The sequence below is a fragment of the Mycetocola sp. Y442 genome (genome assembly GCF_056898615.1).
This window is the reverse complement of the sequence record NZ_JBXHBV010000001.1, coordinates 323,189-346,607: the sequence shown is the minus strand read 5'-3', so window position 1 is coordinate 346,607 and position 23,419 is coordinate 323,189. Positions and strand designations below refer to the sequence as shown.

The window sequence follows — 23,419 nt, the reverse complement described above, 5'->3', positions numbered from 1 at the left end:
GAAACGGACTTTGCTTTGCTCACTGTGCACGACCTCGAAATACGCGTCGGGGCACGAGTCCTCATGGAGGACGTCAACTTTCGAGTAGCGGCCGGAGACAAGATCGGCCTCGTTGGCCGAAACGGTGCTGGGAAGACCACACTGACCAAGGTGCTCGCCGGCGAACTGCTCCCCTCAAAGGGAAAAGTCGAACGATCGGGCGAACTCGGCTACCTGCCGCAGGACCCCCGGAGCGGGGACCCCGACGAACTGGCTCGCACCCGGATCCTCAACGCCCGAGGCCTCGGAAGCATCGTCCTCGAAATGCAGGAAGCAACAGTCGGCATGGCGTCGACCGATGCCGCGGTGAGCGCTGCAGCCATGAAGAAATACGGCAACCTCGAGGAACGGTTCCAGATGCTCGGCGGTTATTCCGCTGAGGCTGAAGCGGCGTCGATCGCGAGCAACCTCAACCTTCCCGATCGGATCCTCGATCAGCCGCTACGCACACTGTCGGGTGGACAGCGCCGACGCATCGAGCTGGCACGCATCCTGTTCTCCGACGCGAAGACGATGATCCTCGACGAGCCGACTAACCACCTCGACGCCGACTCGGTCGTCTGGCTCCGCGAGTTCCTCAAGACCTATTCCGGCGGCTTCATCGTCATCACTCACGATGTCGAGCTCGTCGGCGAGACCGTCAACAAGGTGTTCTACCTCGACGGCAACCGCCAGGTTATCGACGTCTACAACATGAACTGGAAGAACTACCAGCGCCAGCGTGCGTCCGACGAGGAGCGTCGCAAGAAGGAGCGCGTCAACGTCGAGAAGAAGGCATCGACGTTGCAGCTTCAGGCTGCCCGGTTCGGGGCGAAGGCGTCCAAGGCTGCTGCCGCCCACCAGATGGTCGCGCGCGCTGAGAAGATGCTGTCGGGACTCGAGGAAGTCCGGTCGGTCGAGCGCGTCGCGAAGCTGCGCTTCCCCGACCCCGCCCCGTGTGGCCGGACTCCGCTCATGGCGAAGAACCTGTCGCGGAGCTACGGGTCGCTCGAAATCTTCACGGCCGTCGACCTCGCCATCGACCGCGGCTCCAAAGTCGTCGTTCTCGGCCTGAACGGTGCCGGCAAGACGACGCTGCTGCGTATCCTCGCCGGCGTCGACAAGCCCGACACCGGACAGGTGGAGCCTGGCCACGGACTGCGGATCGGTTACTTCGCCCAGGAGCACGAGACACTCGATGTGAAGCGGAGCGTTCTCGAGAACATGGTGTCGAGCTCTCCGAACATCACCGAGACCGAGGCCCGCAAGGTTCTCGGGTCCTTCCTGTTCACCGGTGACGACTCGCATAAGCCGGCCGGGGTCCTCTCCGGTGGCGAGAAGACTCGTTTGGCACTCGCCATGATTGTGGTTTCCGGCGCCAACGTGCTGCTCCTCGACGAACCGACCAACAACCTGGACCCCGCGAGCCGTGCCGAGATTCTTGACGCACTCGCGCACTTCACCGGCGCCGTCGTCCTGGTCAGCCACGATGAGGGAGCCGTCCAGGCCCTCAACCCCGAGCGCGTGCTCATCCTGCCCGATGGTGTCGAAGACCACTGGAACAAGGACTACCTCGAGCTCATCGAGCTCGCGTAGAGCAAAAAACTCATCGAGCGGCGGGCAGAAAGCCCGCCGCTCGTGGTTTAACCGACCTTTTCCGGCTTCGGCAGGGCGTGCTCAAGCAGTTCGTCCTCGACATCCGCGTCGGAGCGCTTTGCACGACGTTTGCGTTCCCGGTCCTCGGCGCGCTTCTTTTCTTCGGGGTCGTCCGCGTTGAGGTGACGGTACTCCTGCCGAACGGCATACGCGAGGAAGGCAAACCCCAGTAACCCGAAGATGACCCACTGGAACGCATACGACAGGTGGATTCCCTCATCGAGTACGGGCTTGATCGCCGGCAGCGGTGCGGTATCGGCGGGTGCCGGCGTCTCCTGGTCGAGGAGACCGTACGCGCCGGTGTAGAGCGGAACCCCGAGGCGGTCTTCGAGGTCAGGCAGATGCACAGTGGCAATCTGCCCGTCAGCAGCGCTGCGCCCGGGCAGAGTGGGCTCGCCAGCCTTGAGCCGCGCCACCACTGTCACTTCGCCCGACGGGGGAGCGGGAAGAACATCCGGCAGGTCCTGCGCGTTGCCGGTGGGGAGCCAGCCGCGGTCGACGATAAACACAGAGCCGTCGGCGAGCTGCAGGGGAACGAGTTGCTCGAATCCCGGTTGCCCGTTCCGCGGCCGGTTACGGACGAGGATCTGTTCCTCCTCGAGGTACGTACCGGTGACAACCACGGGGATCCACTTGTCACGCTCGTCGAAGGACTCCCTCGTCGGTAGTGCATCGGTGATCGCAACGGGAGGGCTGCTGTAGTTGCCCTCAACGAGGGCGATCTCGTGCTTCTTCTCGTCGACGCGAGACAGCTGCCAGTTCGCGAGCAGAACGCAGACGAGAGCAAACACCATCGCAACGGCGAGGTAGCCGAACCATCGGCGGCTCATCACGAATCGCCAGTTTTTCACAGTGCGTCCTCCGGACTCAGTTCGATCACGTTCACCGGAAAGTCCCGCGATGCAAGAAAGTTCTCGAGGTAGTCACGGTGCTCATCGCACGCCAGCCACACCTTGACCCGGTCGGCCGCGTGAATTTTGGGGTTGCGCCACTCAATCCGCCATCCCGCGGTCGCGGAGCATCCGGCGCGCGAACAGGTGAGTCGTTCGGGCTCCGAAAAGAGACCGATCATGCGCTCCACTTATCTTCGTCAGGGCGGGTGTTTTCCTCTGGCTGTGCGTTTGGCTCTGGCTCGGCGTCGCCGGGCCGGGCGCTCTGGTTAGCACCGGCGCTTTCGGAGGGAGCGGAATACTCACCGGGGCCGGGAGCCGGGCGGCCAACCGGAACAATAGCGCCGGGGCGGATGACTTCAGCGCCGGTGGTGGCGGTTCCAACGTTGGCCAGTACGACAGCGACATAGGGCAGGATGATCGCGCCAGCGACACAGACAGCGAGCCACCAGCCCTGGACAAACAGCATCAGGACAAGACAAACCACACGGATGCTCATGGCAATCGTGTATTTGATCATTCGTGCCCGCTGCTCCTCCTCAGGAGCCGTCGGGAGCGACGTGATTGAGGGCTGTTTCATCAGCCCAAGCCTACGCTTCTTTGACACCCCATAAGCTGGGTGAGGGCGAAGACACAGCCCCCGGCGGTGGCGATAGCGCTCTATCCCACGCACGGCACCCACGGCATCCGGAAGGTCCATTCTTGGTACAGACATCTCCCACCCCACGCACGGTTCTCATCACGGGCGGCAACCGCGGAATCGGATTCGCGATCGCCGAGGAGTTCCTCGCCCAGGGACACAGGGTCGCTGTGACCGCTCGCTCGGGCGCTGGCCCCGCCGGCAGCCTCACCGTGCGCGCTGACGTCACCGATGCAGCATCCATCGACCGGGCATACAGCGAGATCGAGCGCGAACTCGGCCCGGTGGAAGTCGTCGTCGCCAACGCCGGAATCACCAAAGACACTCTGCTCATGCGCATGACCGAGGATGACTTCGACAGCGTTGTGAACACGAACCTGGGTGGGGCATTCCGCGTGGTCAAGCGAGCGTCGAAGGGAATGCTCAAGGCGCGGTTCGGCCGGGTCATTCTGATCTCGAGCGTTGTCGGCCTCTATGGCGGGCCGGGGCAGGTCAACTACTCGGCTTCCAAGGCGGGGCTGGTCGGCATGGCGCGCTCAATCACTCGCGAGCTCGGTGCGCGCGGCATCACGGCGAACGTCGTTGCACCAGGTTTCATCGAAACGGATATGACGGCTGAGCTTCCCGAAGCGACACAGGCCGAATACAAGAAGAGCATTCCTGCCGGCCGCTTTGCGACACCGTCAGAGGTGGCGAAGGCCGTCGCGTGGCTGGCCAGCGACGACGCCGGATACATTTCCGGCGCGGTCATTCCCGTCGACGGCGGCCTCGGCATGGGGCACTAGCCGTACCGGAGCAGTAGGCCACGAGCGTCAGCCCCGAAGGCCGAGGAGCGGGAGCACGTCGCTGAGGTCGACGTCAGCCGCCGTGACATTCGCCCTCTCGCGAACAGCGGGCTTCGCGTTGAATGCAACGCTGAGCCCCGCCGTGTGCATCATCAGCAGGTCGTTCGCTCCGTCGCCGACAGCGACGGTGCGAGAGAGCGGGATGCCGTCAGCCGCCGCCCACTCGGCCAGGGCCTCAGCTTTCGCCTGCGCGTCGATGATCGGGCCGCGAACAACACCGGTCAGGCGTCCGTTCACGACCTCGAGACGATTCGCCCGCAAGTGGTCCAGCCCGAGCCGAGCGCCGAGAGGGTCGAGCAGTTCGTGGAACCCGCCTGACACCACGCCGACGCGTGACCCACCCTTGTGAAGGCCGTCGATCAGCGCCGTTGCTCCGCGAGTGACGGTGATCCGGTCGCGGACGACGTCAAACACGGAATCGCTGAGACCCGCGAGCGTCGCCACCCGCTCACGAAGGCTCGCGGCGAAGTCGAGCTCGCCGCGCATCGCCCGCTCGGTCACCCGTGCAACGTGGTCGAGTGAGCCGGCCTCCTGCGCAAGCAGTTCGATGGCCTCGTTCTCGATGAGGGTCGAGTCAGCGTCGAGCACGACGAGGAAACGCGCCGGAGCGATCCCGCCCGGCATACCGGTGAGACTCATGGAGTGACGCGCACGCCCTTGCCCACAACGGTGAGTCCTGAGTCCGTGACGGTGAAACCGCGGGCGCGATCGCGATCGTGATCGACCCCGATCGACGCACCGGATTCGACAACGACATCCTTATCGAGGATCGCGCGCCTCACGACAGCATCGGGGCGAACCTCGACGCGGTCGAAGAGCACGGAGTCGATCACCCGAGCACCTGAGTCGATCTTCGACCATGCCCCGAGCACGCTTCGCTCGATATGCGCACCCGAGATGAGGGAGCCGAGCGAGACGATGGAGTCGATGGTCGTCCCCAGGTTGCCCTTGCCGTCGCGCACGAACTTCGCCGGGGGAGAGTTCAGCTGCTGGCTGAAGATCGGCCACTTGCTGTTGTACAGGTTGAAGATCGGGAGCGTCGAGATGAGATCCTGGTGCGCCTCGAAGAACGAGTCGATGGTCCCGACATCCCGCCAGTAGTCCCTGTCGCGATCGGTGGAACCCGGAACATCGTTGCGCTTGAGGTCGTAGACGCCAGCGTCACCCGCCGCGACGAAGGCCGGGATGATGTCGCCGCCCATGTCGTGATTCGACGCGGTCAGCTCGCCGTCCTTCGTCACCGCTTCGATGAGGGCCTCTGTCGTGAACACGTAGTTACCCATCGATGCGAGCACTTCGTGCGGCGCATCGGCGAGTCCTTCGGCGTTGATCGGCTTCTCGAGGAACTCGGAGATCTTCGTCGGGTCGTCCTGGTCGAGCTGGATCACGCCGAACTGGTCGCTCAGTTCGATCGGCTGGCGGATCGCAGCGACGGTTGCACCGCGGCCAGAGTCGATGTGCGCCTGGATCATGTCGCGGAAGTCCATCCGGTAGACGTGGTCGGCGCCGACAACGACAACGATGTCCGGCTTTTCGTCGCGGATGAGGTTGAGGCTTTGCAGGATCGCGTCGGCCGAGCCGGAGAACCAGCGTTTGCCGAGGCGCTGCTGCGCCGGGACGGATGCCACGTACGAGTTCAGCAGCCCGGACAGGCGCCAGGTCTGCGAGACGTGCCTGTCGAGGCTGTGCGACTTGTACTGCGTGAGTACGACGATTTGCGTGAGTCCTGAGTTGATCAGGTTCGACAGCGCAAAGTCGATGAGCCTGTACTGACCGGCGAACGGGACTGCGGGCTTCGCCCTGTCGGCGGTGAGGGGCATCAGTCGTTTGCCCTCACCCCCGGCGAGGACGATGCCAAATATCTTCTTCGATGCGACCATGCACCAAGACTATTGCAGCCCAAGCTGTACTAGCGTTCGTGGTATGCGTGTTGATCTTCTGACCCGGGAATATCCCCCGGAGGTATATGGCGGTGCCGGAGTGCACGCCGCTGAACTTGTGACCGCCATGCGGTCTGACATCGACGTCACTGTGCGGTGTTTTGGGGCTCCGCGTGACGAGCCCAACACCTTCGCCTACGGCGTCCCGGTCGAACTCGCGCAGGCGAATCCCGCGTTGACGACGCTCGGCACCGACCTGGCGATCGCGCAGGATGTCGGGGGAGCGGATCTCGTTCACTCCCACACCTGGTACGCGAACGGCGCCGGTCACCTCGCCAAGCTGCTGCACGGCATCCCGCACATCGTGACCGCCCACAGCCTCGAACCGCTGCGGCCGTGGAAGGCCGAGCAACTCGGTGGCGGGTACCGCGTGTCGAGCTGGATCGAGAAAACAGCATTTGAGAACGCGGATGCCGTCGTTGCGGTCAGCGACGGAATGCGGCGGGACATCCTGAAGAGCTATCCGCGGCTGGATGAGTCACGCGTGCACACCATTTACAACGGAATCGACCTGACCGAGTGGAAACCCGTTTCCGATCCTGAACTCGTGCGCTCGCTCGGGATCGACCCCGATCGCCCAAGCGTGGTGTTCGTCGGCAGGATTACCCGCCAGAAGGGGTTGCCGTACCTGTTGCGCGCGGCGGCGCTCCTGCCGGATGACGTGCAGCTCGTGTTGTGCGCCGGCGCGCCTGACACTCCTGAAATTCTTGCCGAGGTCGAGGCCGGGGTCCGCGAACTGCAGAAGCAGCGTTCGGGCGTGGTCTGGATCGACAGGCTCCTGCCCCGCTACGAGCTGTGCGCGATTCTCAGCCAGGCCACGACCTTCGTGTGTCCGTCGGTGTACGAACCGCTCGGAATCGTCAACCTGGAGGCGATGGCGTGTGGAGCAGCCGTCGTCGGGACGGCAACCGGGGGTATTCCCGAGGTCGTCGACGACGGCGTGACCGGGAGACTCGTCCCGATCGACCAAGTTCAGGACGGGACGGGAACTCCGGTCGATCCTGAACGCTTCGTTGCCGATCTCGCGGCAACGCTCACCGAGGTTGTTTCGGACCGGGACCGGGCCAACCGAATGGGTGAGGCGGGTCGGGTCCGCGCTGAAGCCGAATTCGGCTGGGCGCGCATCGGTCGGCAAACCATCGACCTCTATCGCTCGGTGCTCGCCGGCGCCTGAGCCCCGTGATCGGGGTGAGCGAGACGAAGAGAGGCGTTGGCCGACGCACGGTCAGGAATGGGCGTGGCGGAGCTGGTTGGACGGATAGGCTTGGACCCATGTCGAGCGTTTTGCAGTTGAGTGATGTATCGGTCGTGCGCAATGGCCGCGCGATCGTGGATTCCGTGTCGTGGTCGGTTGAACCGGACCAGCGATGGGTCGTTCTCGGCCCCAATGGTGCGGGGAAGACGACGGTGCTGCAGCTCGCATCGACGCTCATCTACCCGACCAGGGGTTCCGTCGAGATTCTCGACTCCACCCTGGGCAAGACCGACGTCTTCGAGCTCCGCCCGCGCATCGGAATCGCGTCGACGGCCATGGCTCGACGGGTACCGGCAGACGAGACCGTCCTCAACGTCGTCATGACCGCCGCGTATTCAGTCACCGGCAGGTGGAATGAAGAGTACGAGGACATCGACATCAAGCGCGCGAAGCGTGTGCTGACGGAGTGGCGCCTGGATCACCTCGCCGAGAGGAGCTTCGGCACCCTCAGCGACGGCGAGCAGAAGCGCGTGCAGATCGCCAGGGCCGTCATGACCGATCCCGAACTTCTGCTGCTCGATGAGCCGGCGGCGAGCCTCGACCTCGGTTCGCGTGAGGAACTGGTCGCGTTGCTCGGCGGTTACGCCCAGTCGGAAGACTCGCCCGCCATCATCATGGTTACTCACCACGTTGAGGAGATCCCGGTCGGCTTCACTCACGCGCTGCTCCTCAAAGACGGCGCGGTTGTGGCCTCAGGGCCCCTGAGGGAAGCCCTGACCAGCGAGAGCCTCACCACGACCTTCGGCCTGCCCATTGAACTGACCGAAAACAACGGTCGTTTCTCGGCTCGTGCCGAGTAGCTCCGACTTTCTGATAAAGTAGGTAGCTGGCCCGAGGGGCCACAAGCTTTCTTGCCATACCTGAGCCTCAGGCACTGGTGCAGGGCGAGACTGAAACAATCCACACGACTCACAAGGAAGTCCTCATGAAGACTGACATCCACCCCAACTACCAGGCTGTAGTTTTCCGCGACCTCGCTTCGGGCGCAACGTTCCTCACCCGTTCGACGGTGACGAGCTCGAAGACCATGGAGTGGGAAGACGGAACCACCTACCCGGTGATCGACGTTGAGATCTCGTCGGAGTCGCACCCGTTCTACACGGGCAAGCAGCGCATCATGGACTCCGCTGGACGTGTCGAGAAGTTCAACCAGCGCTTCAAGGGCTTCGGCGCGTAGCCACCAGCCTTACAAGAAAGACCCGCAACGAAAGTTGCGGGTCTTTTTTGCTGCCTGCCTGGTGCTGCGGGCGATGCGTGCCGGCGCAGCGCAGCGTTTCGCGTCAGCGCACCGGCCACCCGGCGGACGCGACGTAGGTGGCGTCGCGGGTGCGGCGGATGTAGTCCTGGAAGCTGTCTGACTGCTCTTTGCACCAGCCGGCCTGCAGTTCGTGCAGCTCAAACGCGTCGATATCGAGTGCGCGGGAGTGTGCGCGGGCGATGGCCTGCGCGACGCGGCCAGCGGCGATCGCATCGGCGCCGGCGTCGTGGGCGTCGGTGAGTTCGACGCCGTAGAAGGCAGCCGCTGCCTCGAGCGTGCGCTTGCCCTTGCGGTATTTGTCGAGCGCCTTGTCGATGACAAGTGGGTCGATCACCGGAAGGGGGTCGACGATCGGTGGGATGCCGTGACGCAGCGCCTCGTTGAACAGCAGGGACAGGTCGTATGGGGCGTTGTAGATGACGACGGGGGTTCCTTCGTCGAAGAGCTCGCGGAGCGTTTCAACGATTTCGCGAACAACGATCGGCGCGGAGCGCCCGTAGGACTGCGCGAACTCCGTGGTTATGCCGTGCACGGCTGTCGCCTCGCTCGGGATCTCGACCCCGGGGTCAGCGATCCAGTCGCGGCGCCGAATCACTGAGCCATCTTTGTCGAGAACGCCGACGTTCGCGGAGACGATGCGACTGGTCGTCACGTCAATGCCTGTGGTCTCCAAATCGAAGACGGCGAGAGAGTCTGACCAGTGTTTGACCGCTGTTGTTTCCACATTTTTTACTCTAGGTGAGACGACCGACAGCCCGGTTCAGCCGTGCCGGTGTTGCGCAAACGGCGAATCACCCGGGCGTGCGATGTGCAGCCAGTAGAAGCTCTGCGTGGCTATCGTCAGGGTCACCCGGCCCGTGTCATCGAACGGGGGGAACTCGGCGCCACCGAACAGGTCGAACAGCCGGCAGCCTGCGAGGTCGGGTGCGACGAGTGTTGTGGCGACGGGGTGGTGCGAGAAGCTGAAGACGCACAAAATGTCTTCCTGCTCGTCGCCGCTGCTCCTGCCGGTTCCCCTGTAGCTGCGGACGAAGCCCAGCACCGACTCGTGGTCCGCCTGGAGTACCTCGATGCTGCCCATTCCGAGCGCGGGATGACCCCTCCTGACGTGAATGACGTTCCGCACCCAGTGCAGCAGAGACCGGGACTGGGCGAGCTGGGACTCGACGTTGACGAGCGTGTAATTGAAGACGAGTGACTGGACGACCGGCAGGAAGAGTTTGCCGGGATCGGCAGAGGAGAACCCGGCGTTGCGGTCAGGCGTCCACTGCATCGGTGTGCGGGACGAGTCCCGGTCGGCGAGCCAGATATTGTCGCCCATTCCGATCTCGTCGCCGTAGTAAATGAACGGGCTCCCCGGCAGCGAAAAGAGCAGGGCGTGCGCCAGTTCAAGTTCCGCGCGCGAGTTGTCGAGCAGGGGAGCGAGGCGGCGGCGGATTCCGACGTTTGCGCGCATCCGTGGGTCATAGGCGTACCAGCCGTACATCGCCTGCCGGTATTCCTCACTGACCATTTCGAGGGTGAGCTCGTCGTGGTTGCGAAGGAAGACACCCCAGCCGGCCCACTCGGGAATGTCCTGTGTCTCCGCGAGAACCCTCGCGAGTTCCTCGGCCTGCTGCGACCGCAGCGAGTAGAAAATGCGGGGCATGACCGGAAAGTCGAACGCCATGTGGCACTCGGGTTCCTCATCGGTACCGAAGTACTCGGAGACCTCCCTGGGCCACTGATTGGCCTCGGCGATGAGTACGCGGCCCGGGTACTCGAGGTCCACCATCGCCCGGAGCAGCTTCGCGAAGCCGTGGGTTTTCGGCTCGCCTTCACCGTTGCCATCGTCTGACTCGTACAGGTACGGGATGGCATCCAGGCGGATGCCATCGACACCCATATCGAGCCAGTAACGTATCGTCTCGAAGATCGCCTCGTGCACCGCAGGGTTCTCGAAGTTGAGGTCTGGCTGATGCGAGAAGAACCTGTGGAAGAAAAACTGCCGGCGCACAGGGTCGAACGCCCAGTTGGAGTCCTCGGTGTCGGTGAAGATGATCCTGATGTCTGGCCACTTCTGGTCGGAATCGCTCCACACGTAGAAGTCACCGTACGGTCCATCGGGGTCGCTGCGGGACTCCTGGAACCAGCGGTGCTGGTCAGAGGTGTGGTTGAGCGGCATGTCGATAATGATGCGCATGTTGCGCTCGTGGGCCTTCGAGACCAGATCGCGGAACTCCTCGAGGCTGCCGAACTCGGGCAGGATGGCCTGGTAGTCAGAGACGTCATAACCTCCGTCCCTCAGCGGCGAGGAGTAGAACGGCGGAAGCCACAGAGCATCGACGCCCAGCCACTGCAGGTAGTCCAGCCGCGTTGCCAGACCCTGCAGGTCACCGGCGCCGTCCCCGTTGCTGTCGACGTACGAGCGGACCATGACCTCGTAAAAGATCGCCCTGCGGTACCAGAGCGGATCGCGCGCGAGCCCCGGCAGCTGTATGGGAGCGGTGAAGGTCACGGGTATCCAATCACGTCACTGTGCGAGCCAATGAATCCTTGGCTTGAGTCTAGGGTCGCCGCCTTCGGCTTGGCAGGAGCCACAGTGCCTAAACTGGGAACGCCATGACAACGACCTCGCCATACTCCAGCCTTCTCGATCGCATTCCGGTGACGAAGCAGCAGATCTCGATCGGCGGGAGCAGTGCCGCCTACTGGGAGTACGGCACGCCGTCTGACCGCCCGACAATCGTGATGGTGCACGGGTTCCGCGGTGATCACCACGGGCTCGAACCCGTCGTTGCCCATCTGCCCGGCTTCCACATCATCAGTCCCGACCTTCCGGGCTTTGGCGAATCCGAACCGCTGCGGCTCAGTCGCCACGACCTCGACGGCTATGCCGGCTGGCTGAAGCGATTCGTGGACGCACTCGACCTGGACTCGAAGCCGATCATCCTCGGGCACTCGTTCGGCTCGATCGTCGTGTCCGCGGCTCTGGCGCGCACCGGGCTGGCCACCGACCGGCTCATTCTGGTGAATCCGATCGCGGCTCCAGCGCTGTCGGGGCCACGCGGCATCCTGACCCGGCTCGCCGTCATCTACTACCAGCTCGGCGCCGTTCTGCCTGAGCCCATCGGCTTCGGTTTGCTCCGCAACCGGATCATCGTCCGCGTGATGAGCCAGACAATGGCCAAGACGAAGAGCCGGACGCTGCGCAAATGGATTCACAGCGAACACGACAGGTACTTCAGTGCCTTCAGTGATCGTGACGTGGTTCTTGAAGCGTTTCGGGCATCCGTCTCAAACGATGTCAGCGAGTTCGCGAAGTCGATCGATGCGCGCACTCTCCTGATCGCCGCGGACCGGGACGACATCACACCGGTGAGTGCGCAGCACACGCTGACCGCCCTGTTTCCGGATGCCGCGCTCGAGATCATCCCCGACGTTGGACATCTCATCCACTACGAAGTGCCCGAACGGGCAGCGACACTCATCGAGGAGTTCCTCACCCCGGATCCGCGGTCAACATCGCTCGTGGACCCGGACGAGGCGCCACTGTGAAACTCGTCGTTGACTGCCGGTGGGTGACGGGCGATCCCGATGACCACCTGAGTCTCATGAGCCTCGGGCTGATCCGTGCCCTGGCTGAGCGACGGCGGTTCGTGATGCTCGTCGGGCCGAAGACGCGGCTGGCGCTGCTGCCGGACCTCCCCTGGGAACTGTTCCCGCATCCGCTGAGCCCTCGCGAGTTCCTGACCGGTCGGCGGCTCAACTCGATCGATACCGATGTGCTCTTTTCGCCCGCTCCGACCTGGGGCGGCTGGGGCCGTCGATACGGCCTCGCGATCGCCGGGGGAGTGCCGCACGCCGCGCCCGACGCGCCACTCTCCGAACGGTTGCGGCTGCTCGTGTGGCGGTTCCCGTTCACCAGGGGAGTGATGACCCGCAGGGCGGATGTCGTCGTGGGCGTGTCGCTGGCGCAGCAACGCAGTCTCATCACGGGCAGCGCTCCCGGCCAGCCCGTTGTCACCCTTCACGCGACGGACACGGCGAGCGACGATGTTTCCGTATGGCGGTCCTCAGCCGAACAGCTTGAGCAGGTGCTGATCGAGCTCGACAACTCGCGGCGGAGCACTCGAGCCAGGTAGGAGCGTCTGCGGGGCTCCATCACTGGCGCGGGGCGCTTACACGCCATACGCTGGCTCCATGACTGCTTCCTCGGACACCCCGACCCTTCCGCGCTGGCTGTGGGCCGTGGCTCTGGTGTGGACACTCGTCCTCATCGCGCTCGGTCTCTGGGTCGCCCTCACCACCGGCTACTGGATCGCCCTTGTGCTCGCTTTCGCGCTTGCCGCGCCGATCGACGTCATGCTCGTTCGGCACTCACGCCGCGCCACAGCGACGCGCGCAGACACCCGTCACTAACGAGTACGCCGTTCGGCCGCCGCTGATGGTCGTAGAGGGCGCCCGGCGGGGCACTACGGACCCCACTGCAACTGACAGCACGAGAGAAATGCTTCGAGTCGCCGCTTCATCTGAGGGAGTCCGGTTGGCTCGCCTTTCTCAGCCTCGGTATACCGGAGGAAGCGTTTGTAGTTTTCCGGGTAGCCCAATGTACGAAGATGTGTCTCGACGGCATCCCACGGGTCATCGAAGCTGGCCCACACAGCGTTGATTCGAGCGAGCCCCACATAAGCCCACACATCCAGGGGCTGGTCGAGGGGAACGCTGGCAGCCACAGCCGCATCCAACAGGGAAGGAACCCGCTCGAGATCGTCTGACAGCAGCAGCGCAATCGTTTCTTCGACGGAACCCTCCTCAAGATCGCCGGCTCGGTATCGCACAACTTCGAGGCTCACGACGTCGGAAGCCGTGAGGAAATCGGCCTCAACCCCGAACCGAACAACGGCCGGCTCGATAAACCTGCTCGCGACGAAACGACGGAGGTCCTCTGCGCCCGGTACAACAGCTGTCTCGTCCTTCGGGAGAACGGGTGCCCGTCTGGAACGCCGTCTGGAACGCTTCGTGAAGAACATGTCATTTTCCTCGGGTCGGAGTGTTGCCTTGAAGTTGCCGGCATTCGGGGTACTTTCCGTCGATGTTATTGGGTGACCCGACCGTTGAACCTCCACCGCCCAGCTTCTGACCGGCGTTACGCCTCGAGTGAACCGTCTTGTCTGACGCACGTGAGTCACAGTTCTATGAACGTATGAAGCTACTCGTTCTCGGCGGCACAGAATTCGTGGGTCGCGCCCTCGTCGATGCAGGACTCAACCGGGGCTGGGATGTGACCACGTTCAACCGCGGCACGCATCCGCCACGAGCGGGCGTAACGGCAGTGACCGGTGACCGCACAAGCCCACGAGGCATCCAGGACCTCACCGACCATGACGGCGACTGGGACGTCGTTGCGGATACCTGGTCGTGGGCCCCGTCGACGGTTCGAGACACAACGCGGGCGCTCGCCGCCCGTGCGCGGCGATACGTCTACATTTCGAGCTGCTCGGTCTACGGCTTTCCCACCCAGCCGGGCTCGACCGAGGACTCGCCGGTCGTCGACAGTTCGGCCGACGATGACACGTTCGACGATTACGCCAGGGCCAAGGCTGGGGCAGAGCGTGCTGTGACGGATGCCTTCGGCGAACGTGCAATCCTGGCCCGCGCCGGGCTGATCCTCGGCCCGCATGAGAACATCGGCCGACTGCCGTGGTGGCTGCTGCGCGCGGCCCGCGGCGGACGCATCCTTGCCCCGGGGACCCCGGACGCCGGCATCCAGTACATCGACGCCCGGGACCTCGCCAACTGGGCACTGACCGCAGCCGAGGACGGGGTTTCCGGACCCGTCAATGTCATCAGCAAGCCTTCCCAGACGACCATGGGGGAGGTCCTCGAACTCTGCCTGCGTGCGACCGGCTCGACCGGCTTGCTGGAGTGGGTGACCCCCGAGAGAATCCTCGAGGCGGGAATCGAGCCGTGGACGCAGCTTCCGCTGTGGCTGCCACCCGGCGAAGCGCACGACACCATGTACCGCATCGACGTGAGCCGCGCCTATGAAACGGGCCTCAGCATCCGCCCGATTTCCGAGACTGTCGCGGACACCTGGGCCTGGCTGCAGAGCATCGGGGGAGTGCCGCCACAGCGCACGGACCGCCCATCGCCGGGGGTCGATCCCCGGCGGGAAGCCGAGGTCCTCGCCGCGCTCAACCGCCCGGCTGACGCCAGGTGACACCGGACCTGGGCAGCAGTCGCCGAACCTAGGTGACCAGTCGCTCCGCGAGCGCGGTCAGGGTTTCGCTCGCCCCGGCATCCAGCTTCACGTCGGCACGCCCATCGCCCTTGGTCTCACCACGGTTGATGATGATGATCGGCAACTTGCTCCGGCGGGCGTGTTCCAGGAGGCGGATGCCGGAGTTGACGACGAGTGACGACCCCGCGATGACGAGCGCGTCGGCTGCGGAAACGATATCCCGTGCCTCCGTGAACTTGTCTGACGGGACAAACTCACCGAAGAAGACGACGTCGGGTTTCAGTGCGCCACCGCACACCGAGCAGACCGGCACCACGAAATTGTCGACGTCAGCGATCTCTGCGTCGCCGTCCGGGTTCAACGTCACGGCATCCGGTCTGGACAGCCACGGGTTTTCCGCTTCGATCCGCGCGGCGATGCTCGCGCGCGCAAAAGTCTGGCCACAGACGAGGCAACTGACCCGGTCCATCGAGCCGTGGAGATCAACCACACGGCGGGAACCGGCCCGCACGTGCAGACCGTCGACGTTCTGGGTGACGATGCCGGTGACGAGTCCTGCCTCCTCGAGGGTGGCGAGAACCTTGTGCCCGGCATTCGGCCTCGCGGCGTCGAACATGGCCCAGCCCAGGTGGCTGCCGGCCCAGTACCGCTTGCGTGACGCGTCGTTGAGCAGGAACTGCGAGACAGTCATGGGCGTGCGCTTTGGTGCGCCCTCTCCGCGGTAGTCGGGTATTCCGGAGTCGGTGCTCATTCCGGCACCGGTGAGGACGGCAAATCGCCGCCCCTCGAGGAGCGCGTATGCTGCATCAAGCCGATCAGTGTCTATCGCTGGTGTTTCGCTTGCGAGCGTTGTCATGTGAACCTCCGAACCTCGCAGATGTCACGATGGTAAACAACTCACGTGTCGGGATTGTTTCGCGACGCACATCCACCGGCCTGTCTCTCTCAAACCCTACGCCACCCACCCGAAGGACCACCCGTGCGAATCGTCCCCATCGACAGCCTCGACATCGAGGGTCTCGGCGACTACGCCCGCCTCACCGACGTCGCACTCCGCCGTGTGAGCGAACCCGCTGGCGGCCTCTACATCGCCGAGTCGCACAAGGTCATCGCCCGCGCGCTCAACGCGGGCCACACACCTCGTTCGCTGCTTCTTCAGGAGCAGTGGATCCCGGATGTCACTCCGCTGCTCGCCGATTTTCCTGATGTCCCGGTCTACGTCGGTGACGCGGCAACCCTCGAGTCGCTGACGGGTTACCACATGCACCGGGGGGCGCTCGCCGCGATGCACCGGCCCCCTCTGCAACCGATGGAAGACGTCATCCGGGATGCCACCCGGATCGTCATCCTGGAGGACATCGTCGATCACACCAACGTCGGTGCGATCTTCCGGGCCGTTGCCGGCCTCGGTGCCGACGCCGTTCTCATCACGCCGCGGTGTGCCGACCCGCTCTACCGCCGCAGTGTGAGGGTCAGCATGGGAACCGTCCTCCAGGTGCCGTGGACGAGAATGCCTGAATGGCCGGAAGCGCGGCGGATCCTGAAGGAGGCCGGCTTCCACGTCGCCGCCCTCGCCCTCGACGATCGCGCGATCACCCTCGATGACTTCGCCGCTCACCTCCCGGACAAGATCGCCCTCACGATGGGCGCGGAGGGGGACGGCCTCAGCGCCCAGGCACTGGAGGCAGCCGACTCGACGGTGATCATCCCGATGATGCACGGTGTCGACTCGCTCAACGTCGCCTCGGCGAGTGCGGTGGCGCTCTGGGCAATTCGCGACCGCCGAGCCTCGCCGGACGATCCAACAGCGCCCAGATAGACTTCATATCCGTGTACCAGTCCCGTCAGCCGCTCTCAGACCGACGGGTGTACCTGCGACGCAGGCTCACCGTCTTCGGTGTCCTCGTTCTCATCCTCGGGATCATCGGCTATCTCGCGTTCGCCGTGCTCCGTCCGCTCCCTGCGACAGCCGCGACCCTTGAACCAGCCGAGACCATTACCCAGACCGTCACCCAGGTGGCGTGGCCGGCGTACGGCAACGGCGCGATCGGCGCCGTTGGCTTTGACGGCATCCTCTCCAGTCACGGCTCACAGGAATCGACGCCGATGGCCAGCATCACGAAGTCGGTGACGGCCCTCGTCGTGCTCGAAGCGATGCCCCTGGGCGAAGGCGAATCGGGACCGCAACTTACCCTCACCGAAGACGACCAGCGCATCTACACCGAAGTGATCGCCGAGGGGGGTTCGGCCGCACCCGTTGCCGTCGGGTCCGTCTTCACGGAGCGCCAGTTGCTCGAAGCGTTGATGTTGCCGTCGGCCAACAACTACAGCATCACCCTGGCCAACTGGGCATATGGATCTGTGGATGCCTTCCTCGTGGCGGCCACAGCCTGGCTTGGCACACACGGCTTCGCCGGCACGCATCTCGCGGACTCCAGCGGCATCAACCCGGACAGCAGATCGACACCGGCCGATCTCGTCAAAATCGGCGAAATGGTCCTCGCTCACCCCGTTCTTTCCGAGATCGTGTCGCAGCAGTCGGCAGACCTGCCGATCATCGGGCCGGTGAGCAACACAAACAAGATCCTCGGCCAGGGGGGAATCATCGGACTGAAGACCGGGACGACCCGCGTCGCCGGCGCCTGTCTGCTGTTCGCGGCCGAACTCACCGTTGGCCGAGAGACGGTCACGGTGGTCGGGGTGATTCTCGGCGCGCCCAACCATAAAGAGCTCTTCTCGTCGGTGCTCGGTCTCCTCACGACCGTCGAGGCTGGCTTCAGGGAGCTTCCCCTCGTCACCGAGGGAGAGTCATTCGGAAGCTACACCACACCGTGGGGCACGACATCCGACATCGTCGCCACCGAATCGGCATCCGTTCTGGTGTGGCAGGACGCGTCCGTCGCTGTTGAGGTCTCTGCGTCACCCCTGATTTCGGGCCCATCAGGACTCGACGTCGGTGAAGCGACCTTCACCGTCGCGGACTCGGTCATCGACGTCCCGCTCGCTCTGTCCGATGACCTCACCGAGGCTGACACCGGCTGGCGAATCACCCATCCGTCCGACTGACGCACGACCCACCGAACGCGTCGCGTTCAGTCCCCGGCTGGAAGGTCGCCGTCACGGAAGAATTTCTCCGCCTGCGGCCGCTTTGCGGTGATGAAGTCCCCGGAGGACTGGTGACGCAGGCGCCGGAGGACCCACGGAACGAAGAACTGTCGCGCCCAGACGAAATCCTCCGTGCGTGCCTCCCGCCAGGTCGCCGGCCGTACCGGCTCAGGCTTGAGCGGCTCCAGGCCGTTGGGAACCGCGAGGGAATCAAGCACCATCCTGGCCACGGTGTGGTGGCCGAGTGCATTGAGGTGCAGCCGGTCGTTCGACCACATCCGCGCGTTCTGGATCTCGGTCAGCGCCCACTGGTCGGCGACGATGCAGTCGTACTTCGCCGCGACGCTCCTGAGGTTCTCGTTGTAGATCGCCACCTTGCCACGGATGGTGCGCAACACCGGTGAGAAACCGACGTCGACGCCGGTAAAGAGCACAATGGTGGCGCCGTCCCGCGAGAGCCGGGCGATCGCATCGTCCACTTTCTGCGCGATGACGTCCGGATCGGTACCCGGACGAAGTACGTCGTTGCCCCCCGCCGAAATGGTGATCAGATCAGGGTGGAGGTCAAGGGCGGGTTCGATCTGATCCGCGGCGATTTGAGCGATCAGTTTTCCGCGTACGGCCAGATTGGCATAGGCGAAATCGTCCACACCCTGCGAGAGCACTTCGGCCACGCGATCCGCCCAGCCCCTGTGGGCTCCCGGCGGCGACGGGTACGGGTCTCCGATGCCCTCGGTGAACGAATCTCCGAGAGCGACAAAACGCGTCCACGGATGCGGCCGCTCCTGAAAAATCGAAACCTCGTCAGAAGATAATGCGTCCATCAACCCGAGTTTACCCGGCGAAGCATCATCGGTCACGGTCCGTGACGTGCCGCTCGTCGGGTAGATTGGTATCCAGTGAGTACAGAGTTCCAGCCGGTCCCCCCAAAGTCCGAAGCACCAGCAATCCGCATCGGAACCAGCGCCGCCGAACACCTCTCACCCACCTTCCCTGAGCGTGCAGCGTGGGGAACGGTCTCCAAGCTTCGCGCCTGGCAGGAAGAGGCGCTCACCGCCTACTTCGTTCACGAACCCCGCGATTTCCTCGCCGCTGCAACGCCCGGCGCCGGGAAGACGACGTTCGCGCTTCGGCTCGCCGCCGAACTGCTCGCCCGCAAAACCGTCGATCGCATCACCGTGGTCGCGCCGACCGAGCACCTCAAGAGGCAGTGGGCGGATGCCGCACACCGCGCAGGCATCCGACTCGACCCGATGTTTTCCAACAGTGACGGCCGCTACGGCAGCCACTATCACGGCGTCGCCGTCACCTACGCGCAGGTCGCGGTCCGCGCCGCGCTGCACAAGGACATCACCGAGTCACACCGCACCCTCGTCATCCTCGACGAGGTGCACCACGGCGGTGACGCGCTCAGCTGGGGTGACGCGATCCGTGAGGCCTTCGAACCGGCAACCCGCCGGCTCTCGCTGACCGGGACCCCGTTCCGGTCGGACACCGCCCCGATCCCGTTCGTCAGCTACCTGCCGGACAAAGACGGCATCCGCACGTCACTCACCGACTACAACTACGGCTACGGTCGCGCACTCGCCGACGGCGTCGTTCGCCCGGTCATGTTCATGGTCTACGCCGGACACATGCGCTGGCGGACCAACGCCGGCGACGAGATGGAAGCCAGGCTCGGCGAGGGCAACACCAAGGACATCACCTCGCAGGCCTGGCGTACGGCGCTTGACCCGGCAGGGGAGTGGATCCCGCAGGTGCTGCAGGCTGCCGACCGGCGCCTCAGCGAGGTGCGCCATGGCATCCCGGATGCCGGTGGCCTGGTCATCGCGACCGACCAGACCGCGGCACGCGCGTACGCGAAGATCCTGCACGGCATCACCGGGGAACCACCGACTGTCGTTCTGAGCGATGAGAAGGAAGCATCCGACCGCATCGACGACTTCTCGGCGGGCACGAGCCGCTGGATGGTCGCGGTCCGCATGGTTTCCGAGGGCGTCGACGTGCCACGGCTCGCGGTTGGCGTCTACGCGACGAGCGCATCGACCCCCCTGTTCTTCGCCCAGGCCATCGGACGGTTCGTGCGGGCACGGCGTCGCGGTGAAACGGCATCCGTTTTCCTCCCCGATGTTCCCAACCTGATGAACCTCGCGAGTGCCCTCGAACTCGAGCGCGACCACGCGCTCGATCGGAAAAGCGACGGCAGCGGCGAGGGGGACATGTGGAACCCGGAAGACGCGATGGTCGCAGAGGCCAACCGCGAATCCAAGGGGTCCGATTCGCTCGGCGATGAGTTCCGGTACGAGGCCATGTCTTCGTCGGCGAACTTCGACCGCGTCGTTTACGACGGGGACGAATTCGGCCAGTGGGCAGAGCCGGGCACTGAGGAAGAGCTCGACTTCATCGGCCTTCCCGGCCTCCTCGAACCCGAGCAGGTTCACGAGCTCCTGACGCAGCGTCAGGCGCGGCAGGCAAAGCGCCATTCGACCCGCAGCGAGGCGACTCAGGCGACGGCAACAGACAAGTCGACCGATGTCCCGCCGCCGCTCTACCGGACGCTCAAGGAGCAGCGCAGCCTCCTCAACAGCCTCGTTGGGCTGTACGCGAAGTCCACGAACCAGGGCCACGGGCTCGTCCACGCCGAATTACGGCGGATGTGCGGCGGACCTGCCGTTCAACAGGCCAGTGTGACGCAACTGCAGTCACGCATCGAGCTCCTGCGCAAGCGGTTGAACGGGAAGCGCTGAGCGTATCGTCAGCCATCCAGCGGAAGGCGGACATCAACACGCCATCCGCTGACCGATGGTCCCACGACGGCGGACCCGCCCAGTTCTTCCGCGCGGTCGACCATGGATTCTACGCCGACTCCGGGCTTCCACTCGGTCACCGGTTCCCCGTCATCGTCCACGACGATTCGAATTTCCGCACCGACGGACACCGCCACTGTGCAGAGCGAACCAACTGAGTGCTTGAGCACGTTTTCCAACGACTCAGCCACAATTCGATAGGCTGCCAGTTCTGTGGCGGGTGAGAACTCCGGGAACGCGGGGTCAACGGTAGCCCGGATGGTGACCGTCTGGCGGGGGTCGTCGTTCAGACTGGAAATGCGTCTGCGGAGTGCGCCGTCGAAACCATATTTGTCCAGTTCGACCGGACGTAATCCGTACACCACCCGACGGACGTCGCTGATGGATGAGCGCACTTCGTGTCGCAACTGGGTCAGCAGCTCGGCTGCACCGTCCGGGTCGCTGTGGACGAGGTTGAACGCCGCATCGGCGTGGAATGCCGCCCCGGTGAGCGCCGGGCCGAGACCATCGTGCAGCTCGCGATGGAGCCGTTTTCTCTCTCGTTCACGGGCTTGGGCTGTGGCAGAACGGGCGGCTTTGAGTTGTTCGGCCAGTTCGATGGCGTGCTGGGCAACCGAGAGCGGAACCCCGATCAGGCTGAGTGCCCGCCGGTCCGCGTCATGGAGAGTTCGCTCGCCCCGGCGAAGGGCGACGACGAGTGTTGATTCGTGGTGCCCGCGGTAGGCGAGGTCGACGGTCGCGGTCGCAGTGACGCCGGCCAGGTCTCCGGCGGACGCGATCGTGGGCCCGTCCGGCTGTTTTCTGAGCGCCAGGTAGGGCAACCGGAGATCCTGCCGAGCCCGTTCGAGCAGCATGGACAGATCGCCGTCCGATCGCTGGAGCTGCTGGGAGAGAGCCAACGCCGTCGTGAGCTGGTCTTCGCGGTTACCGTAGAAGGCGCGCGTGATGAGCCGCTGGAGCATGATGCGGAGCGGATTGAAAACCAGCGCCACCCCGATCGCTGCCGCAATCGGAACCGACTGATCAGCGGAGGCGGGCACGACGAGGTTGAGGCCAGCGACAAGCGCGACGTAGCCGGCAATGGTCGCCCCGATGGCCAGTGTGTAGATAAGCGTCCGGGAGAGGACGATTCGGATGTCAAGGAGCTGATACCGCAGGATGGCGATGGCGATGGCGACGGGAAAAAGGGCGACACCAAGAAGCGCGAGAATCGGCCCATCGCCGGTAATCCATCGCTGTGAGTTGAGCAGTCCGGCAGCGAAAAACGCGAGGATCAGCCACAGCAGTTGTCTCTTCTGGCGTTCGCTACCGGTCACGTACCGTTCGAGAAGCGAGAGACCGACCAGCACGTAGAAGGCACCCGTCAGTACCGTCGATGCCTCGGCCAGCACTGTCGGTGGCTGGTACCCCACCGACAGGATGGACGCCGTCCGTTCGTCGCCGAGGAGACTTGCGTCAGACAGGACCCCTGCGACGACGTTGTATGCGGCAGAGACAGCGATGCCAATTGCGAGCGGCAGCCATCGTCTGGAGGGGAGGTGCCCGGTGGGAAAAAGCAGCAGCGCGAGCAGGAACAGTCCAGGCAGCCCGATGAGCCACCCGACGTGGAACGCTGTCGTCAACGACCGTGTCACGACTACCGGCCACCCGTCGCTGACCCCCCACAGGATGAGCGTTGCCCCCGCTGCGGCGGCCAGGTGGCCGGTTCCGCAGACGAGCAGCAACCACCCCACCGCGTTGGACGGCCGAAACCACGCGAGAACTGACCCCGAAGACACCAGGCTCGCCCCGATCACCAGATTCGTCAGGGTGTAGCTGTCAACGAAGAGACGGAACGGCGTACCGAAGGCGAGAGCGATACCGATCGCGAGCACAGTCAGCACGGCGCCGATGCCGCTCACGATGATGACCACCCCGTGAGTTCGGCTCCGGCGGCGCATGGGGCGTTCCTGGACGGGAACCTCGGACTCAGTCACGGCGCCCCAGGCCTGCTTCCCTCGCCAGGACGATAGCCCGGCTTCTCGTCGCAGTTCCGAGCTTGAGGAAGATGGACGAGATGTGGTTGCTCACGGTCTTGGGTGACAGGTGGAGTTCGTCCGAGATCGAGGCGTTGTCGATGCCCGTCGCAATGAGGTGGAGAATCTCGCGCTCGCGCGCAGTGAGGCGCGGCAGGACGGGGGCAGGCGCGGGGTGTGCAAGACGGTCGAGCACCCGACCGGCAACCGGGCCGCTGAAAATCGCTTCTCCCGCGGCGACGGCGCGAATTGCACGGTCTATTTCCCCCTGCTCCGCACCTTTGACGAGATAGCCACGCGCGCCCGCACGCAGTGCGTCACCGACCAGGTCATCGTCGTCGTACATCGTCAGGATCAGCACGTTGATGTGTGGTGAACGATGGAGGATCTGTTCCGTTGCCTCGATGCCGCTCATGTCGGGCATGCGAAGGTCCATGACGACAACGTCCGGGGCGCGCAGCGCCGATTCCCGTACGGCCTCTCGGCCAGACCCGACCTGACCGACAACGGTGATCCCCGGAAGGGTACTGAGCAGCGATACCAACCCGTGTCGGACCACGGGGTGGTCATCGGCAATCAGGACGGAAATGCTGTCGCCGCGCTGACTCGGGCGCTCCATTGCTTGATTATGCTCGCTCCCTGGCCAGGGATGATAGGTGCCTGCCCCCAAATCACCCGGGCAAAATCACCCGTGCCATCAGGGCGAAGCGGGGCCGGGGTCCCATCCGTCAGTCGTGTGGTCGCCTCGATCATGGTGTCAGCGGCAA

General features: G+C 64.5%; 23 protein-coding genes and 1 pseudogene. 12 read left to right on the top strand and 12 right to left on the bottom strand.

All coding sequences use genetic code 11. From position 1 onward, the window contains the following. The first annotated feature begins 15 nt into the window (after positions 1–15). The gene (locus AC1X6S_RS01660) at positions 16–1,614 is read left to right on the top strand and encodes an ABC-F family ATP-binding cassette domain-containing protein (protein WP_483404096.1); all 1,599 of its coding nucleotides are present in this window, start codon (positions 16–18) and stop codon (positions 1,612–1,614) included. A 197-nt stretch (positions 1,615–1,811) separates the two neighbouring features. Here the strand turns inward: AC1X6S_RS01660 and AC1X6S_RS01655 are convergent. From AC1X6S_RS01655 to AC1X6S_RS01645, 3 genes and pseudogenes are all read right to left on the bottom strand, one after another. Continuing rightward, positions 1,812–2,504 (bottom strand): annotated as a pseudogene (locus tag AC1X6S_RS01655) (SURF1 family cytochrome oxidase biogenesis protein); the annotation flags it as partial. Positions 2,505–2,521: 17 nt separating this feature from the next. Beyond that, positions 2,522–2,746, bottom strand: a complete 225-nt coding sequence (locus tag AC1X6S_RS01650; RefSeq protein WP_483404095.1) for a hypothetical protein — start codon at positions 2,744–2,746, stop codon at positions 2,522–2,524. Beyond that, complete coding sequence (locus tag AC1X6S_RS01645) at positions 2,743–3,144, bottom strand: DUF3099 domain-containing protein (protein ID WP_483404094.1); 402 nt, start codon at positions 3,142–3,144, stop codon at positions 2,743–2,745. The genes AC1X6S_RS01650 and AC1X6S_RS01645 overlap by 4 nt, the downstream gene beginning before the upstream one ends. Before the next feature lie 122 nt (positions 3,145–3,266). Here AC1X6S_RS01645 and fabG point away from each other — a divergent pair, with 122 nt between their 5' ends. Then, positions 3,267–3,989 carry a 3-oxoacyl-ACP reductase FabG gene (gene fabG / locus AC1X6S_RS01640; protein ID WP_483404093.1) on the top strand — a complete coding sequence of 241 codons (723 nt, stop codon included), beginning with the start codon at positions 3,267–3,269 and terminating at the stop codon, positions 3,987–3,989. A gap of 27 nt (positions 3,990–4,016) precedes the next feature. Here fabG and serB read toward each other — a convergent pair whose 3' ends face one another. Together serB and AC1X6S_RS01630 are read right to left on the bottom strand one after the other, a co-directional pair. Then, complete coding sequence (gene serB, locus AC1X6S_RS01635) at positions 4,017–4,688, bottom strand: phosphoserine phosphatase SerB (RefSeq protein WP_483404092.1); 672 nt, start codon at positions 4,686–4,688, stop codon at positions 4,017–4,019. Beyond that, the gene (locus AC1X6S_RS01630; protein WP_483404091.1) at positions 4,685–5,929 is read right to left on the bottom strand and encodes a glucose-1-phosphate adenylyltransferase; all 1,245 of its coding nucleotides are present in this window, start codon (positions 5,927–5,929) and stop codon (positions 4,685–4,687) included. Before AC1X6S_RS01630 ends, serB begins: the two co-directional genes overlap by 4 nt. A 43-nt stretch (positions 5,930–5,972) precedes the next feature. Here AC1X6S_RS01630 and glgA point away from each other — a divergent pair, with 43 nt between their 5' ends. The 3 genes from glgA (at position 5,973) to AC1X6S_RS01615 (ending at position 8,421) form a co-directional block, all read left to right on the top strand. Further along, positions 5,973–7,163, top strand: a complete 1,191-nt coding sequence (glgA, locus tag AC1X6S_RS01625; protein ID WP_483404090.1) for a glycogen synthase — start codon at positions 5,973–5,975, stop codon at positions 7,161–7,163. 98 nt (positions 7,164–7,261) lie between these two features. Next, positions 7,262–8,044 (top strand): ABC transporter ATP-binding protein, encoded by a 783-nt coding sequence (locus tag AC1X6S_RS01620; RefSeq protein ID WP_483404089.1) that lies wholly within the window; start codon positions 7,262–7,264, stop codon positions 8,042–8,044. A 125-nt stretch (positions 8,045–8,169) separates the two neighbouring features. Then, entirely contained in the window at positions 8,170–8,421 is a 252-nt protein-coding gene (locus AC1X6S_RS01615) for a type B 50S ribosomal protein L31 (RefSeq protein ID WP_108390953.1), read from the top strand. A gap of 103 nt (positions 8,422–8,524) precedes the next feature. Here the strand turns inward: AC1X6S_RS01615 and AC1X6S_RS01610 are convergent, their stop codons facing one another. Next, positions 8,525–9,226: an exonuclease domain-containing protein gene (locus AC1X6S_RS01610; RefSeq protein ID WP_483404088.1), complete on the bottom strand. Its 702-nt coding sequence runs from the start codon at positions 9,224–9,226 to the stop codon at positions 8,525–8,527. Positions 9,227–9,262: 36 nt separating this feature from the next. After that, positions 9,263–10,999, bottom strand: a complete 1,737-nt coding sequence (treS, locus tag AC1X6S_RS01605) for a maltose alpha-D-glucosyltransferase (protein WP_483404087.1) — start codon at positions 10,997–10,999, stop codon at positions 9,263–9,265. A gap of 104 nt (positions 11,000–11,103) precedes the next feature. On the opposite strand from treS, the gene AC1X6S_RS01600 reads away from it, so the two are divergent. From AC1X6S_RS01600 to AC1X6S_RS01590, 3 genes are read left to right on the top strand one after another with little or no spacing between them, the layout of a single operon-like run. Next, a complete protein-coding gene (locus AC1X6S_RS01600; protein WP_483404086.1) occupies positions 11,104–12,039 on the top strand; it encodes an alpha/beta fold hydrolase in 936 nt (311 codons plus the stop codon). Continuing rightward, positions 12,036–12,626: a hypothetical protein gene (locus AC1X6S_RS01595; RefSeq protein WP_483404085.1), complete on the top strand. Its 591-nt coding sequence runs from the start codon at positions 12,036–12,038 to the stop codon at positions 12,624–12,626. The genes AC1X6S_RS01600 and AC1X6S_RS01595 overlap by 4 nt, the downstream gene beginning before the upstream one ends. A 58-nt stretch (positions 12,627–12,684) precedes the next feature. Continuing rightward, positions 12,685–12,903 (top strand): hypothetical protein, encoded by a 219-nt coding sequence (locus tag AC1X6S_RS01590; protein WP_483404084.1) that lies wholly within the window; start codon positions 12,685–12,687, stop codon positions 12,901–12,903. A 53-nt stretch (positions 12,904–12,956) separates the two neighbouring features. On the opposite strand, the gene AC1X6S_RS01585 is transcribed toward AC1X6S_RS01590, so the two are convergent. Further along, positions 12,957–13,514, bottom strand: coding sequence for a hypothetical protein (locus AC1X6S_RS01585; protein ID WP_483404083.1), 558 nt, complete (start codon positions 13,512–13,514; stop codon positions 12,957–12,959). A 173-nt stretch (positions 13,515–13,687) separates the two neighbouring features. On the opposite strand from AC1X6S_RS01585, the gene AC1X6S_RS01580 reads away from it, so the two are divergent. Beyond that, positions 13,688–14,704 carry an NAD-dependent epimerase/dehydratase family protein gene (locus tag AC1X6S_RS01580; protein ID WP_483404082.1) on the top strand — a complete coding sequence of 339 codons (1,017 nt, stop codon included), beginning with the start codon at positions 13,688–13,690 and terminating at the stop codon, positions 14,702–14,704. A gap of 28 nt (positions 14,705–14,732) precedes the next feature. Here the strand turns inward: AC1X6S_RS01580 and AC1X6S_RS01575 are convergent, their stop codons facing one another. Continuing rightward, a complete protein-coding gene (locus AC1X6S_RS01575) occupies positions 14,733–15,581 on the bottom strand; it encodes a Sir2 family NAD-dependent protein deacetylase (RefSeq protein ID WP_483404081.1) in 849 nt (282 codons plus the stop codon). 123 nt (positions 15,582–15,704) lie between these two features. Between AC1X6S_RS01575 and AC1X6S_RS01570 the strand changes: the two genes are divergently transcribed. Beyond that, positions 15,705–16,544 carry a TrmH family RNA methyltransferase gene (locus tag AC1X6S_RS01570; protein WP_483404080.1) on the top strand — a complete coding sequence of 280 codons (840 nt, stop codon included), beginning with the start codon at positions 15,705–15,707 and terminating at the stop codon, positions 16,542–16,544. An 11-nt stretch (positions 16,545–16,555) separates the two neighbouring features. Then, positions 16,556–17,791 carry a D-alanyl-D-alanine carboxypeptidase family protein gene (locus tag AC1X6S_RS01565; protein WP_483404079.1) on the top strand — a complete coding sequence of 412 codons (1,236 nt, stop codon included), beginning with the start codon at positions 16,556–16,558 and terminating at the stop codon, positions 17,789–17,791. A gap of 26 nt (positions 17,792–17,817) precedes the next feature. On the opposite strand, the gene AC1X6S_RS01560 is transcribed toward AC1X6S_RS01565, so the two are convergent. Next, the gene (locus AC1X6S_RS01560) at positions 17,818–18,654 is read right to left on the bottom strand and encodes an SGNH/GDSL hydrolase family protein (RefSeq protein ID WP_483404078.1); all 837 of its coding nucleotides are present in this window, start codon (positions 18,652–18,654) and stop codon (positions 17,818–17,820) included. A 75-nt stretch (positions 18,655–18,729) separates the two neighbouring features. Between AC1X6S_RS01560 and AC1X6S_RS01555 the strand changes: the two genes are divergently transcribed. Beyond that, entirely contained in the window at positions 18,730–20,577 is a 1,848-nt protein-coding gene (locus AC1X6S_RS01555) for a DEAD/DEAH box helicase (protein ID WP_483404077.1), read from the top strand. A gap of 8 nt (positions 20,578–20,585) precedes the next feature. Here the strand turns inward: AC1X6S_RS01555 and AC1X6S_RS01550 are convergent, their stop codons facing one another. Together AC1X6S_RS01550 and AC1X6S_RS01545 are read right to left on the bottom strand one after the other, a co-directional pair. Beyond that, positions 20,586–22,613 carry a sensor histidine kinase gene (locus AC1X6S_RS01550; protein ID WP_483404076.1) on the bottom strand — a complete coding sequence of 676 codons (2,028 nt, stop codon included), beginning with the start codon at positions 22,611–22,613 and terminating at the stop codon, positions 20,586–20,588. After that, positions 22,606–23,271: a response regulator transcription factor gene (locus AC1X6S_RS01545; RefSeq protein ID WP_483404075.1), complete on the bottom strand. Its 666-nt coding sequence runs from the start codon at positions 23,269–23,271 to the stop codon at positions 22,606–22,608. The genes AC1X6S_RS01550 and AC1X6S_RS01545 overlap by 8 nt, the downstream gene beginning before the upstream one ends. Between the last annotated feature and the right edge of the window lie 148 nt (positions 23,272–23,419).

Excerpts from the sequence above, each read along its gene's own strand:
- serB (WP_483404092.1), bottom strand. The coding sequence starts at position 4,688 with ATGAGTCTCACCGGTATGCCGGGCGGGATCGCTCCGGCGCGTTTCCTC.
- AC1X6S_RS01560 (WP_483404078.1), bottom strand. The coding sequence starts at position 18,654 with ATGGACGCATTATCTTCTGACGAGGTTTCGATTTTTCAGGAGCGGCCG.
- AC1X6S_RS01630 (WP_483404091.1), bottom strand. The coding sequence starts at position 5,929 with ATGGTCGCATCGAAGAAGATATTTGGCATCGTCCTCGCCGGGGGTGAG.
- AC1X6S_RS01620 (WP_483404089.1), top strand. The coding sequence starts at position 7,262 with ATGTCGAGCGTTTTGCAGTTGAGTGATGTATCGGTCGTGCGCAATGGC.
- AC1X6S_RS01650 (WP_483404095.1), bottom strand. The coding sequence starts at position 2,746 with ATGATCGGTCTCTTTTCGGAGCCCGAACGACTCACCTGTTCGCGCGCC.
- AC1X6S_RS01545 (WP_483404075.1), bottom strand. The coding sequence starts at position 23,271 with ATGGAGCGCCCGAGTCAGCGCGGCGACAGCATTTCCGTCCTGATTGCC.
- AC1X6S_RS01615 (WP_108390953.1), top strand. The coding sequence starts at position 8,170 with ATGAAGACTGACATCCACCCCAACTACCAGGCTGTAGTTTTCCGCGAC.
- AC1X6S_RS01585 (WP_483404083.1), bottom strand. The coding sequence starts at position 13,514 with ATGTTCTTCACGAAGCGTTCCAGACGGCGTTCCAGACGGGCACCCGTT.
- AC1X6S_RS01645 (WP_483404094.1), bottom strand. The coding sequence starts at position 3,144 with ATGAAACAGCCCTCAATCACGTCGCTCCCGACGGCTCCTGAGGAGGAG.
- AC1X6S_RS01590 (WP_483404084.1), top strand. The coding sequence starts at position 12,685 with ATGACTGCTTCCTCGGACACCCCGACCCTTCCGCGCTGGCTGTGGGCC.
- AC1X6S_RS01580 (WP_483404082.1), top strand. The coding sequence starts at position 13,688 with ATGAAGCTACTCGTTCTCGGCGGCACAGAATTCGTGGGTCGCGCCCTC.
- glgA (WP_483404090.1), top strand. The coding sequence starts at position 5,973 with ATGCGTGTTGATCTTCTGACCCGGGAATATCCCCCGGAGGTATATGGC.
- AC1X6S_RS01575 (WP_483404081.1), bottom strand. The coding sequence starts at position 15,581 with ATGACAACGCTCGCAAGCGAAACACCAGCGATAGACACTGATCGGCTT.
- AC1X6S_RS01600 (WP_483404086.1), top strand. The coding sequence starts at position 11,104 with ATGACAACGACCTCGCCATACTCCAGCCTTCTCGATCGCATTCCGGTG.